Consider the following 14744-nt stretch of genomic DNA (forward strand, 5'->3'; position numbering starts at 1 on the left):
TGTTTTAAAATCGATATCCTATACTAAATCCGGCGTTTACTTCTATTGCCATAAATTTATCATTTACAGTACTGCTAAAATTACGAGCAATACTAGCATATGGTCCAATAGCAAATTTATCGTTCCATGACCATTTATAACCCGTTCCCAAACCTAAGATAAAACTGTCTAGTTGAGTTTTTTCAGTTACTTCAATCCCATCAATAGTTTTCTTTTCTTCAAATGCACCAAAGCGATATTTTAAAAGTGGATACATATAATATCCCGAACCTTTATCACCTTTGTTGTTGAAATAGAAATTATATGATGTTAAAACGCTACTTGTGTTGAACTTCTTACAACTGGTTTCCAAGAAATAGGAAAACTGATCATTAATCAATAATTCTACGTTTACCGCTTGATTGTTGTCTAGAAAATGTTCATAGCCAATCTCAACCGAAGCAATCGCTATAGTGTTTAGGATATTAAGTTTTATTTCGTTTTTAGACTGTGCCGAAGTAACAAGAGTGAACATCAGCAACAGAAGCGGAAGAAAAGGTTTTGTTTTCATACTCCTTTTTTTACAAATATACCTAATTAATTTCTACCGTTTTCATTTGGATAAAGCTCTGGTAGGGGCTTGCTTTGCCAATATTCTTTAGTATCGGCATCCATTATGGTTAATCTGCCTTTAAAAGCAGCACCAGTGTCAATGTTCCATACGTTGGCCCGGTTTACAGGTTCAGAATACCCGATACGCGTTACGGGTGTATGTCCGATGAAAATTTCGTTATACAAAGCCAATCGTTTTGGGTAAAAAAGATCTTTTTTGGAAAGTGTTTTGTCCATAGCCAATGCCGCTTCCCATAAGGTTCTATCCCACCAGTACATAGCCTTAAAATATTCGTATTCTACACCTTTTAAATTGGTAAAGCCCGCGTGTATAAACAAACGGTTTTTAGTGTCTAGATAATAATCCTGTAACCCTTCTAGAAAATCTATGTGTTTGATTTTTCTTTCTTCAGAAACAGTTTGGTACACATCTACTGTTGACTGGCCGCCGTGTCTTCTCCATTCTTCATTGTCTTCTCCAAAGGCTAGCCATTGGAGCACCATTTCTTCATGGTTTCCACGAATAAAAATGCAATTGTGCGTGGTATTAAGTGTGATAAGAAAATCAAGTACTTGAGGCGTATCGTTCCAACCATCAACAAAATCACCTAAAAAAATAAGAGTATCATTGGGGGTGACCTTAGCACGATCCAATACTTGTTCTAAGGCTTTTAAGCCACCGTGAATGTCTCCAATTACTAGGGTTCTGTTCATGATAAAAGACTTCAAATTTTAGTCAAAGTTCCAAAAACTATTGGGATAATCAAAGCGGAACTAGGCGTTAAAATAAATTTAACATTTTTTGATAAAAATCCACAAAAAATACGTTTTGAGTTAAAATAGTTTTGCGGCGTAACAAAAAATAACACAAGACCTATGAAAACCACCACAAAAATTGCCCTTTTAATAGCATTATCGCTAACCATTTACTCGTGTTCTGTTGATGAAATGGAATCGAACGGTCCTAAAAAAACTACAATTGAAAATACTGAACCACAACAAGAAATAACCCAAGCGATGATGATGCGGGATTCGATTTCTAAAGATGAGGATGAATCTGAGCCGCCTACAAAACCTAAACCATAAAAATATTTGATTAGAATTGTTATTTTTGAAAGAAAATTTTCTTGAAAAAAAATATCTTTCTATTTATAATTTGTTTTCTTTTTTTTGGGTGTAAAAAACAAAGCTCAGAAATTAATAAAGAAGTTTTTGCAAAGGATTCATTATCTTCAGTCAACATTAAAAAAGCATTATCAAAAAGTAACAAAAAACAATTTTGTGATAGTGTTAAGAAGTGTTTAGATTCAGAACCTATTGATTCAATAGTGTTGACTAAGTATATTGTTCTGGCTGATAAATATTATTATATTGATGACTACAATTCATATCTAGACATTAATAAAAGGATTTTAGAATACTATAAAAAAACAGGAAATATTTTTGCAGGGATTAAGTCTAATTATGCATTAGGAGTATATAATTTAATTAATTACTCAAGTGACAGTTCTTTTTTTTATTTTTCTAAAGCCGAAAAGATTTCTAGGTCAAGTATTGAGAAAAAATATTTAGAAGAAATTTTAGCGAACAAGGCCACATTGTTGTTTTTGGCTAAAGATTATGCTAGTGCAGAACAAATTGCTATAAAATCACTGAAAATAGCCTCAAAGAAAAATAATAAAAGAATAGTTTATGATTCTTTTATTACTATTGGTAATTCCCTTTTTGAAACTAAAGATTATGAAAATTCTCAAAAATATTATGAAAAAGCAATTATTAAAGTTGATGAATTAATTGACGACCCACAGTATTTTACATTAAAAGCTCAACCATATAATTACATTTCTAAAATTCTTTTAAAAAAGAAAAATTACCAAGAAGCTATTTTTAACCTGGACAAAGCTTTGAAAATTGACAATTTTTTTAAAAAAGACCCTGTAATGTACTGCTATTTAAAGAACAATAAGGCTTATGCTCAATTTAAATTGGGTAAAAAAGATTGTTTAAAAACCTTTTTTGAAGCCTTAAAAATTGGAGACAGTTTAAACAATATCCACATTCAAATTACCTCCAAACTCAATCTTTCCGAATATTACTTTGCGCAAAAGGATGTATATACAGCTAAAAAATACGGTCATGAGGTGTTACAATTGGCTCATAAAAACAGACTTTTTGAAGATGAACTAAAAGCACTCGAATTATTAACCCATATCGAGCCGGAGCATAACACAGTATACAATCAGCGCTATATTACTTTAAGTGATAGCCTTCAAAATGTAGAACGCGCCACACGAAACAAATTTGCCCGAATTGAATTTGAAACCGATGAAATCACCAACGAAAAGAAATTGGTTGAAATCGAAAAAGATAAAATTGCAGCACAACGTTCCTTGATTCTTGGCGGAGCCATTTTCCTATTAGCCAGTTTAGGGTTGTTGTATGTTATTCAAATTCAGCGGGCCAAAAATCGTGAATTGGAATTTTTGCAACGTCAACAAAAGGCCAATGCTGAAATTTACCAACTCATGCTCGATCAGCATCAAAAAATTGAAGAAGGCAAACAAATTGAAAAACGTCGAATCGCTAAAGATTTGCACGATGGTGTCATAGGGAAATTGTCTGGAATACGAATGAATTTGTTTGTGTTGGGTAAAAATCCTGATAGCGAAGTCTTGCAGCGCTGCGTAGAACATGTGAACAGTATTCAAGATGTAGAAAAAGAAATTCGTCAGATATCCCACGATTTATCCAATAATCTCTTTGCCGATTCTTCCGATTTTACCGCAGTAGTTACCAACCTTATTGGTGGCATCAAAGAACATTCTTGGGTGAATTTTAAATTAATTGTCGACGAAAAAATCGATTGGTCTATAGTTTCTAGCATGGTTAAAATGCAGGTGTATCGAATTCTTCAGGAAGCATTACAGAATGTACAGAAGTATGCCGAAGCTAAATCGGTAACCATCGAAATGCAAAAAAATGAAACAGGTTTTGTTATTTTCATTGCCGATGATGGTGTCGGATTCGATTTAAAGGCTACCAAAGGAGGTATTGGTCTTAAAAACATGAAAGATCGCGCCTTGGAAATCAACGGAACGCTGAAAATTAATTCTGAAAAAGGAAAAGGAACCCGAATAACCTTGAATGTTCCGACATAATTTCCTACTTTCACACGAAATTTCTTAATCAGATGCCAGTTAAAATTTTGTTTATAGACGATCATCAAACCCAAATCCTCGGCTATAAAACAATATTAACCTACAACGAACAAAATATAACAATCGAATCTTCCGAATGTTACAATTGTAAAGATGCTTTTTATTGTATCATTAATAGAGAAATTCCATTCAATTTCGATATTGTTTTTCTTGACCGAAGCATGCCGCCTTATGAAGAAGAAGGCATTCATTCTGGTGAAGATTTGGCATTGCTAATTCGAAAAAATCATCCAAAAACCAAAATTGTGATGGTGACTTCGCATGCAGAATCCTTTATTATTTATGATATCGTAAAAAAAATAAATCCTAACGGACTCTTGATTAAGAGCGATTTTAGCGGCGATGAGCTTCTTTTAGCCTTCAATTGTATAATGGAAGGTAAAACCTACTATAGCGAAACAGTTCAAAAAGCGATTAAAGAGTTGCTTTCCCGAGAAGAGTATCTAGATAGCATTAACCGACAAATAATCATTTTAATTTCCCAGGGTTTCAAAACTAAATCCATTGCCACGGAGGTAAACTTAACGGAAAGTGCTGTCGAAAAACGAAAAGCCAAAATAAAAGACTATTTCTGTATTGATAAAGGCAATGATGAAGACATTATTCGTGAGGCAAAAAAAATGAGCTTTATTTAACTTTTAACATTAATTGCGGAAAAACCACAACTGTGATTTTTCTGATAAAAGTACTTTTACACTATCAAATTGCTGCAGAAAATTTGAAGAAAAAAAGTAAAAATTAATTATTAAAAGTTAAAAGTAAAAATGAAAAAAATATTCTCTAAAGTTTTTATTCTAACAATCTTATTGTCAACAAGTGTACTTTTTGCCTCACCATTAAAAAGTAAATTTTTGGACAGCTATTATTCGTCGGGATATTTTTTGGGTAAATCCACAGAGACTAAGGTAAATAATGAAACCGTTATAGTTTCAGAAGTGTTAAACAAAGAAAATGGACAAATCAAAGGATATGTTGCTGTAGATAAGATCACGAATGAAGTTTTGTATTTGGTTGATTACCTAAGTGAAACAAAGGAGATAAAAGCAATAAGTATTAAAAACAACAAAACGGATATAATTAATTTACAAAAAGAAAATCAATTTGAATCTTTTATAAAGATTGACTTAGTTAAAGAAATTGAAAAAATCAATTTGAACGGTTCTTCTGCTTTAAAATTTTGGGGAGAAAGCTGCGGACCATCTTGGACTACACCTACGGGTGAATGTTATAGATCATGTTCTTATTATGTTATGTGGGTAAACACTGGGACATATATAGAAGGTTGTTAATTTATTAAAATACAGCCGATTAAATATTTAAACGGCTGTATTAACATTAGTTAGAAAATGAGAACAATACTATTTATTACTACACTATTAACCATCACAAATGTTTTTTCTCAGAAAAGAGTTATCGTGATTGATTCATTGAATCGTAAGCCTATTCCATTTGTCTCTATTTTATTTGGCAATAAAAATGGTGTTTATTCCGACGAGAACGGCTTTTTTGAAATCGATAAAAGTTCTAATGATACACTATTGTTTTCTCATATTTCTTTTAATAATTATTTTGTAAAAGCTGCAGAAATTAAAGACACAATAATTTTATCGCAAAATGCCGTTTTGTTAAGAGAAGTTGTTGTGTCGAATAAGGTGACTATTAGTAAATATATAGATTTTCCTAAAAAGAATAGTAGCTTTTCAAGTTGGCCGGTTAGCCCTAAATCAGAAATTGTAACGTTAATAATTCCAAGTGAGCAAAGTATTAATTCTACAATAAAAAATTTCACGTTTAATTTTATAAAAAGAAAAGAGAAAAACGCCAATAAAGTTGCTCAAACAGCTATTAGGATTAATGTTTACTCAACAGATAAAAATCATAACATTAAAAAACAAATATATAGTAGTAATGTTTTTTTAATTGATCCCAATAAAAAGGAAAAATTAGAAATTGATATTGAAGGTGAGAATATATTTATTCCTAAAAATGGAATTTTTTTGGGGTTGGAGGTAATTGGGGATATTGATGCTACTGGTGAAATTTTAAAAGAAAAATCCTTTATTCATGTTGCCTTGACAGATAATAAAATTGAAGATTATACTACAGCTTCATATATTAAATACGTTTTCGATATGAGACTTAACAAAATGTCTATTAATGATATAATAAAAAACACTTCAGGTAAAAATGTTAACAGAAGTATGTCTTTCGGAATGACAATTATTAAATAGCTTTCGACTTAAAATAATTCGACTAATGATAAAGTTGCTTTTCATCTGTTTTACTTGGGTATTCAGCATCATGTGCAACATCTTGCTTCCTTAATTGTATTTTACTTTTCTTAAAATTCGCATCATTTCCTTAAACGAAATGTATACTGCTGGGTTCATGTGCTGTTTTAAAAACACTTTTGCATCAATCAGTTTTTGTTTAGCATCTTTAAAACCATTCAAATAGCAAATCATAAGCGTGGGAGGTAAGTTTTCCAAATCTTTTTCTTCCCGTTCCGATAAAGACATTCCTTTTTCCAACTTGGCGAGCAAGGATAAATTGGAATTGTAAATATGAAACAACATTTTTCTATTGTATTCTGGGGGCTCAAATAACATTTCAGTTTCCATTTTATAATAACCGTTATCAAAAAAATGCAAGGTTACTTTTTCTAATGGATAGTAGCTGGTTTTATCGTTTAATCCTAAAGGAACGTATTCGGTTATCGAAAATGTTTTGTCATCAAACGCAATTGTGACTTCATCTAAAGCCGAATAAAATAACTTTACTTGTTCGTTAATGAGCTCAATATCTACGCGAAAAAAAAAAGTTTTGTCGCGCACTTTCTTTTTGTTTCCGGCCCAGCACACCACAAAGAGTTCTTTAAAAACATGATACCTTGGGCTCATGTCTTTATGACGGTTGTTCATAAAATCAATTACCCCTTCAAGCGTATGCGCAATGCTGTTTCTGGAGTTGTTTTCTATACTGATTACAGTATCGGTATTCTGATTTTTTGTTTTAATTGAATTTGGGATTTCCGATACATTTTCAACAGGAATTGAATTGCTGCCTCTGCGCATAAATATGCTATTGGCCGGAATGGTATAAATCCCTTTTTTAAAAGACGAAACTTTATTATTAGCTTTAATGGTAACCAACCCAATTACTTTGTCTTTTGGTAAATTTGGAAAAGGAACATTTTCATACTGAATTTTAGGAGGATTTTCCAAAAAAGCGTTAACCAAGTTTTGTATCCGACTATCGTCAAAAAAATCATCGCCCACAATTTCATTGTCTTGATCTTCTACACCCACCACAATATAGGAGTTGTTCATGGGGTTAGAATTAGATAAAGCACAGATGTGTTTTAAAAATTTCGCTTTTCCTTCCTTAGTGTGTAAATTCAATTGACGCTTTTTGTCATAAAAACTGCACTCATCATTGTGAGCTAAAAGGTTTTTAATTAATAAGCGTTTGTTAATCATCTTAAAGAGCGATTAAATATGGAAACCTAAATTTTTTATAAAGTTCGTTAATTTTTGTTAACAGATATATGACCATAGTAAAGGAACACGTTATCAAATTAGTAATTTAAAACGAATTCTTATGAATAATTTAAAAAACTATTTGCAGACAATTTTAACAACCATTTTCATTGCTGTTATGGCAGTGGGTTGTTCCAGTACAGATGATGAATCAGGAACCTCAAGGGTAACAATTCGAATGGCCGATGCGCCTGGCGATTATGATGCGGTATATGTTGAGGTTGTAGATGTGAAGATAAAAAACAATTCGAATGCAGACGACAACGGTTGGGTAAGTGTTGGTAATGTTAATCCGGGGGTTTACAATTTATTAGATTTAACCGGCGGAATTAATGTTTTGTTGGCTGACAATAGTATTCCTTCAGGCTATTTAGGTCAGATTCGTTTGGTGTTGGGAAGTGAAAATTCTGTCGTGAAAGACGGGGTAACATATCCGCTAAATACGCCAAGTGCTCAACAATCGGGTTTAAAATTGAAAGTGAATCAGAATTTACAAGCCGGAGTTACCTATAATTTTCTTCTGGATTTTGATGTAGAGCATTCTGTGGTTGTAGAAGCAGGGGGTTCTGGTAATTATAACTTGCATCCAGTGATAAGAGTTGTTACCGAAGCAACATCTGGTATAATTAAAGGAACAGTGTTGCCAATTTCCACGCAAATGTTAGTGTCGGTAGATGTTAATGGTGTGGAAGTTTCGGCTTATACCAATGAAGAAGGAGCGTTTCAGTTAAACGGAATTCCATCAGGAACATATACTGTAACCATAACTCCAGATCCTACTTCAGGATTGGCCGTTTTTATGGTAGAAAATGTGGTTGTGGTTAACGGTCAAATTACCAATTTAGGAAGCGTTACACTGCCATAAGTTAAAAACTATTGAAAATTTTATTAAAAGACAGCCAAAACCTTGGTTGTCTTTTGTTTTTTAACCAATTATTAACAACGAAGCAACAAATTAATTTTCAATTTGCACTATCAAAATGAATTAGTAATTTCACGGCTCAAAAAAATAAGCAGTATGGAAGAAAATACAACTACTTTCGACATTAGATCAATTAATGAAAAAATAGAAAGAGAGAGCGCTTTTATCGATCTTCTTACCATGGAAATGAACAAGGTAATTGTGGGTCAAAAAACAATGGTGGAACGATTGCTTATCGGACTTTTAGCACAAGGGCATATTTTGTTAGAAGGTGTTCCGGGTTTAGCAAAAACCTTAGCCATTAATACACTTTCCCAAGCCGTTCACGGTTCATTCAGTCGTATCCAGTTTACTCCCGATTTACTTCCTGCGGATGTTGTGGGAACGATGATTTACAATATCAAACAAAATGATTTCTCCATCAAAAAAGGTCCAATCTTTGCTAATTTCGTTTTAGCAGATGAGATTAACCGTGCTCCTGCAAAAGTGCAATCGGCGCTTTTAGAGGCAATGCAAGAAAAGCAGGTAACTATTGGTGACGAAACATTTAAGCTAGACAAACCATTCTTGGTTATGGCTACTCAAAACCCAGTAGAACAAGAAGGAACGTATCCGTTACCAGAAGCTCAAGTTGACCGCTTTATGTTGAAAGTCGTAATCGATTATCCTAAAATGGAAGACGAACGTCAAGTTATTCGCCAAAACTTAAGCGGCGGATTCGAAAAAATAAACCAAGTAGTTTCGTTAGAACAAATTTTACGGGCGCAACAAGCCGTTCGTGAAGTTTACATGGACGAAAAAATTGAAAAATACATCTTGGATATCATTTTCGCTACTCGTTATCCAGAAAAATACAAATTGGCCGATTTGAAACCGTTAATCAGTTTCGGAGCATCACCAAGGGGAAGCATTAATTTAGCAACCGCTGCAAAATGTTATGCATTTATCAAACGTCGTGGTTATGTGATTCCTGAAGATGTTCGCGCCGTGGTTCACGATGTGTTACGTCACAGAATCGGAATTACCTACGAAGCAGAAGCAGAAAACATTACTTCGGTAGATATCATAAACAAAATTGTTAACGAAGTAGAAGTGCCTTAATCAGTAAACAGTTTTCAGTCACAGTTCACAGTGGCAGCTAACAAAGAAGTGCTAATTACTGAAGAAGATGGATACCAAAGAATTACTAAAAAAAGTACGCAAAATAGAAATCAAAACCCGAAGATTGAGCAATCACATCTTTTCGGGAGAATATCACACGTCTTTTAAAGGCCGAGGAATGACTTTTTCGGAAGTGCGCCAATACCAATTTGGTGACGATGTTCGTGCAATCGATTGGAATGTTACGGCACGTTACAACGAACCTTATGTGAAAGTTTTTGAAGAAGAACGCGAATTGACTATGATGTTAATGGTCGACTGCAGTGGTTCGGAAACTTTTGGCTCCCAAAATCAGTTTAAAAATGAAATTGTTACCGAAATAGCTGCAACCATGGCTTTTTCGGCAACTCAAAACAATGATAAAATTGGTTTGATTCTGTTTTCAGATCAAATCGAATTGTTCATTCCGCCTAAAAAAGGGAAATCCCATGTTTTACGTATCATTCGTGAATTAATCGAATTTAAGCCTCAAAGCAAAAAAACTGATTTGTCTCAAGCACTTAAGTTTCTTTCCGGAATTCAAAAGAAAAAGGCTATTGTTTTTATAATCTCAGACTTTATGACTAGCGATTATATGCAAACGCTTAAAATTGCTGGAAAAAAACACGATGTGACAGGGGTTCGAGTTTATGATCAACGTGAAGAAACGCTACCAAATTTAGGAATGGTTCCTATGGAAGATGCCGAATCTGGAGAGATTATGTTGGTTAATACCAATTCAAAAACAGTGCGAATGGAGTATGAAAAGCAATATCAAGAAAACGTAAAATATTTTAAGGAAACTTTTTCACGTTGCGGTTCTGGTACCGTGAGTACTCGTGTAGACGAAAGTTATGTGAAGAAACTATTGGGGTATTTTAAATCAAGATAGTCCGTTAAAGCCAAATGAAAAAAATACAGTACATATTTTTATTTTTATGGATTACCATTGCCGGTTTTGCACAACAACCGGTACAAACCAGTGTAGATTCAACCAAAATTAAAATTGGCTCACAATTCTTTTTAACCCTTAAAATACAAGGAACCAAAGAAACGCGTGTTGCTTTTCCCGAGGTAAAAAATATTGGTCCATTTGAAGTTCTTGAATCGATGCCTGTAGATACGGTTAAGAAAAATGCCCAATACGAATTCATTAAAAAATACGGTTTAACACAGTTTGATTCCGGGAGATATGTGTTGCCACGTATTCCGGTATTAATTGGAAACAAACAGTTTTTGTCTGATTCGGCTGTTGTTGAGGTTAATAATGTTGTTGTCGATACTCTTAAACAAAAAATGTACGATATCAAGCCAATTATTGCAGTAGAAAACGATTCTTCAACAATTTGGTGGGTTTTGTTAGGGTTGTTATTACTTGCATTACTAGGGTTTTTAGCGTTTTGGTTGTACAAAAAATATAAAAACAAACCTAAAGAAGAAGAAATCGTTTATGCGTCTCCTATTGAAAAAGCAACAAGTCTATTGCAAAATCTAGAGAAAAAAGCGCTTTTGGAACAAGGGGATGTAAAATCGTATTATTCTGAAATGACCGATATTACTCGAAATTACATTGAAGAAACGGTTCATATTCCAGCTATGGAAAGCACAACGGATGAGCTATTAGAAGCAATGAAAACCGCTTCTATGAAAAAGAAAATGGGCATTCGTCAGGAAACCATGGAAACTTTCGAAAAAATCCTTAAAAATGCTGATTTGGTTAAGTTTGCTAAATCCAAACCATTGGATTTTGAAATTGTAGAGGATCGAAAAAATATTGAAAAAATAATTGTTACTATCGATAAATCGCTTCCAAAAGAAATTGATGAAGAAGATACTTTCGATTATGCTAGACATCAGGAAGAACTTAGAAAAGCTAAAATTAAAAAACGCAATCAAATTATTGGAACCGTTTTAGGAGCTGTAATTGGATTAGGAGCTTCGTATTTCCTTTTTCAATACAGCGGTATTTTTGGTCAGTCCACAGAACAATTATATGAGAAAGAATGGATAACCAGTGAATATGGAAATCCAGGTGTAGTTATTTCAACGCCTGAGGTTTTAAAACGAATGGATGCCACCAAAGAAATTCCTAAAGAGGCTATGGCTTTAATTAAGGAAATGCAGATGTTCCAGTTTGGTGGGTATTTTGACGACTATTTCATTACGGTAAGCACCACTAAATTTAAGCAGGCAATGCCTGAAGATCAAGCTTCAAACGTTTTGGATAAGGCTATCGAAGGAGGGCTGAAATTGCTTGAAGCTCGTGGGGCTCAAGATGTTATTGTAAAAACTGAAGATTTTAGTACTGGAGAAGGACTTTCGGGCAGAAAGGCGTATGGCACAATGTCAATGCTGGATCCTATAAAGAGAACATCGGTAAAATTATATTACGAGTTTATTGTTTTTGGTCAAGAAGGTGGTTTACAACAAATTATTTTAGCTTCTAAAGAAGGTGATGAATTTGGAAACAAAATAACCAGCCGTATTTTAAACTCAATTGAACTAAGAAAAGCAGCACCATGATGAAGCATATAACATTTGCAAATCCAGAATTTTTCTGGCTGTTTTTACTGCTACCTTTAGCAATAGGTTGGTATTTCTGGAAAAAAAATGAACAGGCAGCAACGCTAAAAATTAGTACAACTAAAGGGTTTAAAATTACGGGTTCGCTATTGCCAAAATTAAAGCCGCTTTTATTCGTATTACGAATGTTGGCTCTAAGTGCTTTAATTGTTGCCTTGGCCCGACCTCAATCTACCGATGTAACCAATAAATCTAGAACTACCCGCGGAATTGACATTGTTATGGCAATTGATGTTTCTGGAAGTATGTTGGCGAGAGATTTAAAGCCAAACCGAATGGAAGCGTTAAAACGGGTAGCCTCCTCTTTTGTGGAAGAACGCGTAAACGATAGAATCGGATTAGTGGTTTATGCTGCTGAAAGTTATACCAAAACACCGGTAACTAGCGATAAAGATGTCGTGTTAAACGCATTAGCCAATGTAAAATACGACAATAATCTTCAAGACGGTACTGGAATTGGTGTAGGATTAGCCACTGCAGTAAACCGCTTGAAAGATAGTAAAGCCAAGAGCAAAATTATCATTCTTTTGACCGACGGGGTTAATAATTCTGGTTTTATTGATCCTCGTATGGCTTCAGAAATTGCTAGAGAATACGGTATTAAAGTTTATACAGTAGGAATTGGAACCAACGGGAATGCCGAATTTCCATATGCAATAGCACCAAACGGAAAGTTTTTGTACAAAATGATGAAAGTTGAAATTGATGAAAACTTGATGAAAGAAATTGCTAAAATGACCAACGGTAAATACTTTAGGGCTACAAGCAATCAGAGTTTAGAATCCATTTACAAGGAAATTAATAAGTTGGAAACAACGGAAATAAAAGAACAACGATTTTACAACTTCGACGAAAAGTTTCGAATGATGGCATTGTTTGCCTTAGGTTTTGTAGTACTCGAAATGGTGTTGCGTAAAACTATTTTTAGAAGTTTTATATAGTTAATTATGAATTTATTTGAATTAGACGAGCCTAAATATTTTTATTTGCTAGCAATTCTCCCAATAGTGCTGGTGCTTTTTCTTGTGAATTTATTTTGGCAACAAAAAAAGCAAAAAGAATTTGGCGATGTTCAAATGTTAAAGCACCTAAGCCCTGAAAAATCTACTTTTAAACCTGTTTTAAAAGTGGTTGTGGTTTTATTGGGACTTGCTTTTTTAATTGTTGGATTGGTAAACCCTAAAATTGGGACTAAGGTAGAAACGGTTAAACGACAAGGTGTCGATATTGTATTTGCAATCGATATTTCTAAAAGTATGTTGGCCGAAGATATCGCACCGAATCGATTGGAAAAGAGTAAACAATTGATTTCTCAAATTATCAATCAACTCGGAAGTGACCGTATTGGAATTGTTGGATATGCTGGTAGTGCTTATCCGGTTTTGCCCATCACAACAGATTATAGTGTAGCAAAGATGTACCTTCAAAGTATGAATACCGATATGGTTTCATCCCAAGGAACTGCTTTAGGAGATGCTATAACTATGGCAACAAAATATTTTGATGATCCACAAACCAGTAAGCTTATTATTTTGGTTTCCGATGGTGAAGATCACGGTGATGGATTTCAAGAAGCTTTGGAAGCGGCTAAAGAAAAGAAAATAAAAATTATTACCATAGGGGTTGGAACCGAAAAAGGTGGGCCAATTCCGTTACGTCATAATGGAGTAATTGAGGCCTTTAAAAAAGATCAAAATGGAGAAACCGTAATGACAAAATTATACCCAGAAACGCTTAAAACAATTGCTAAAAATGCCAATGGAGGATACGTTTTTGGTGGAAGCACTAAAGAGGTGTTGGAATTTGTTAAAAACGGACTCAACAATCTTGAAAAAACCGATTTCGAAAGCCAACAAGTGGCTAATTTCCAATCGCAATTTCAATGGTTTTTAGGCGCTTCATTTTTATTGTTGTTTCTAGATGTTTTCTTTTTAGAACGAAAAACAGCTTGGGTTCACCGTTTGAATTTATTTAATGAAAAGAATAAAAAATAATGAAAATTGTTTTTAACTATAGTCTTCTTCTTTTTTCTGTTGTGCTTTTTGCTCAAGAGAAAGATAAAAATTTGCCTAAAGGCAATGATGAATTCGAAGAAAAAAAGTATGCTGAGGCTGAGGTGGAGTATCGAAAATCACAATTTAAAAATCCAAAAGAGGCAAAGGCATCGTTTAATTTAGGAAATGCTATTTACCGTCAAAACCAACCGAGTGAGGCCAAAAGTGCTTATTTAAGAACGGTTCAGGAAGCCAAAACGAAAGATGAAAAACACCGCGCTTTTCATAATCTTGGTAATGCATTAATGACCGAAAAAAATTATCAAGGTGCAGTGGAAGCCTATAAAAACGCACTTCGTAACAATCCAAAGGACGAAGAAACAAGGTATAATTATGCTTTGGCTAAGCAAAAGTTAAAAGAGAATCCGCCTAAAAACGACGATAAAGACAAAAAGGATAAGGATAAAAACCAAGACAAACAACAACAACCAAAGGACAATAAAGACCAAAATAAAGACAAACAAGATCAAAAAGATCAACAAAACAAACCTGACGAAAACAAGGATAAAGACAATAAAGAAAATCAAGACAAACAGCAACCTAAGCCCCAGCCAAGCGGTGCTTCTAAGGAGCAAATGCAAAAATTACTGGATGCTTTAAATAACGAAGAAAAGAAAATTCAGGAACGTATTAAAGGGAAAGAAGTAAAAGGAAGTCCGAAACAAAATGAAAAAGACTGGTAGTCAATAGTACTGGA

At 33.8% G+C, this 14744-nt stretch carries 15 protein-coding genes; 12 read left to right on the forward strand and 3 right to left on the reverse strand.

Annotation, left to right across the window (positions count from 1 at the left end):
• Nucleotides 1-4: 4 nt before the first annotated feature.
• On the reverse strand, nucleotides 5-550 hold the full coding sequence (locus tag ACZ1JT_RS06075) for an autotransporter outer membrane beta-barrel domain-containing protein (RefSeq protein ID WP_465092951.1): 546 nt from the start codon (nucleotides 548-550) through the stop codon (nucleotides 5-7).
• 26 nt (nucleotides 551-576) lie between these two features.
• Nucleotides 577-1305 carry a metallophosphoesterase family protein gene (locus ACZ1JT_RS06080; protein ID WP_465092952.1) on the reverse strand — a complete coding sequence of 243 codons (729 nt, stop codon included), beginning with the start codon at nucleotides 1303-1305 and terminating at the stop codon, nucleotides 577-579.
• Nucleotides 1306-1467: 162 nt separating this feature from the next.
• Here ACZ1JT_RS06080 and ACZ1JT_RS06085 point away from each other — a divergent pair, with 162 nt between their 5' ends.
• The 5 genes from ACZ1JT_RS06085 (at nucleotide 1468) to ACZ1JT_RS06105 (ending at nucleotide 6040) form a co-directional block, all read left to right on the forward strand.
• On the forward strand, nucleotides 1468-1677 hold the full coding sequence (locus ACZ1JT_RS06085; protein ID WP_465092953.1) for a hypothetical protein: 210 nt from the start codon (nucleotides 1468-1470) through the stop codon (nucleotides 1675-1677).
• A gap of 245 nt (nucleotides 1678-1922) precedes the next feature.
• Nucleotides 1923-3749 carry a tetratricopeptide repeat-containing sensor histidine kinase gene (locus ACZ1JT_RS06090; protein ID WP_465092954.1) on the forward strand — a complete coding sequence of 609 codons (1827 nt, stop codon included), beginning with the start codon at nucleotides 1923-1925 and terminating at the stop codon, nucleotides 3747-3749.
• Nucleotides 3750-3781: 32 nt separating this feature from the next.
• On the forward strand, nucleotides 3782-4444 hold the full coding sequence (locus tag ACZ1JT_RS06095) for a response regulator (protein ID WP_465092955.1): 663 nt from the start codon (nucleotides 3782-3784) through the stop codon (nucleotides 4442-4444).
• Between the two features lie 129 nt (nucleotides 4445-4573).
• The gene (locus ACZ1JT_RS06100) at nucleotides 4574-5098 is read left to right on the forward strand and encodes a hypothetical protein (protein WP_465092956.1); all 525 of its coding nucleotides are present in this window, start codon (nucleotides 4574-4576) and stop codon (nucleotides 5096-5098) included.
• 126 nt (nucleotides 5099-5224) lie between these two features.
• Nucleotides 5225-6040, forward strand: a complete 816-nt coding sequence (locus ACZ1JT_RS06105; RefSeq protein WP_465092957.1) for a carboxypeptidase-like regulatory domain-containing protein — start codon at nucleotides 5225-5227, stop codon at nucleotides 6038-6040.
• 90 nt (nucleotides 6041-6130) lie between these two features.
• Here ACZ1JT_RS06105 and ACZ1JT_RS06110 read toward each other — a convergent pair whose 3' ends face one another.
• Nucleotides 6131-7288, reverse strand: coding sequence for a DUF5929 domain-containing protein (locus ACZ1JT_RS06110; RefSeq protein ID WP_465092958.1), 1158 nt, complete (start codon nucleotides 7286-7288; stop codon nucleotides 6131-6133).
• A gap of 121 nt (nucleotides 7289-7409) precedes the next feature.
• On the opposite strand from ACZ1JT_RS06110, the gene ACZ1JT_RS06115 reads away from it, so the two are divergent.
• The 7 genes from ACZ1JT_RS06115 (at nucleotide 7410) to ACZ1JT_RS06145 (ending at nucleotide 14730) form a co-directional block, all read left to right on the forward strand.
• Nucleotides 7410-8213, forward strand: a complete 804-nt coding sequence (locus tag ACZ1JT_RS06115) for a DUF4382 domain-containing protein (protein WP_465092959.1) — start codon at nucleotides 7410-7412, stop codon at nucleotides 8211-8213.
• A gap of 153 nt (nucleotides 8214-8366) precedes the next feature.
• The gene (locus tag ACZ1JT_RS06120) at nucleotides 8367-9371 is read left to right on the forward strand and encodes an AAA family ATPase (RefSeq protein ID WP_465092960.1); all 1005 of its coding nucleotides are present in this window, start codon (nucleotides 8367-8369) and stop codon (nucleotides 9369-9371) included.
• Nucleotides 9372-9438: 67 nt separating this feature from the next.
• Nucleotides 9439-10302 (forward strand): DUF58 domain-containing protein, encoded by an 864-nt coding sequence (locus ACZ1JT_RS06125; RefSeq protein ID WP_465092961.1) that lies wholly within the window; start codon nucleotides 9439-9441, stop codon nucleotides 10300-10302.
• A gap of 14 nt (nucleotides 10303-10316) precedes the next feature.
• Nucleotides 10317-11933 carry an LPXTG cell wall anchor domain-containing protein gene (locus tag ACZ1JT_RS06130; RefSeq protein WP_465092962.1) on the forward strand — a complete coding sequence of 539 codons (1617 nt, stop codon included), beginning with the start codon at nucleotides 10317-10319 and terminating at the stop codon, nucleotides 11931-11933.
• A complete protein-coding gene (locus ACZ1JT_RS06135) occupies nucleotides 11933-12934 on the forward strand; it encodes a vWA domain-containing protein (protein ID WP_465095277.1) in 1002 nt (333 codons plus the stop codon). The genes ACZ1JT_RS06130 and ACZ1JT_RS06135 overlap by 1 nt, the downstream gene beginning before the upstream one ends.
• Before the next feature lie 6 nt (nucleotides 12935-12940).
• Nucleotides 12941-13987: a VWA domain-containing protein gene (locus ACZ1JT_RS06140; protein ID WP_465092963.1), complete on the forward strand. Its 1047-nt coding sequence runs from the start codon at nucleotides 12941-12943 to the stop codon at nucleotides 13985-13987.
• Nucleotides 13987-14730 (forward strand): tetratricopeptide repeat protein, encoded by a 744-nt coding sequence (locus ACZ1JT_RS06145; protein WP_465092964.1) that lies wholly within the window; start codon nucleotides 13987-13989, stop codon nucleotides 14728-14730. Before ACZ1JT_RS06140 ends, ACZ1JT_RS06145 begins: the two co-directional genes overlap by 1 nt.
• The last annotated feature ends 14 nt before the right edge of the window (nucleotides 14731-14744 follow it).

This window comes from Flavobacterium sp. IC2-16 (assembly GCF_055521455.1).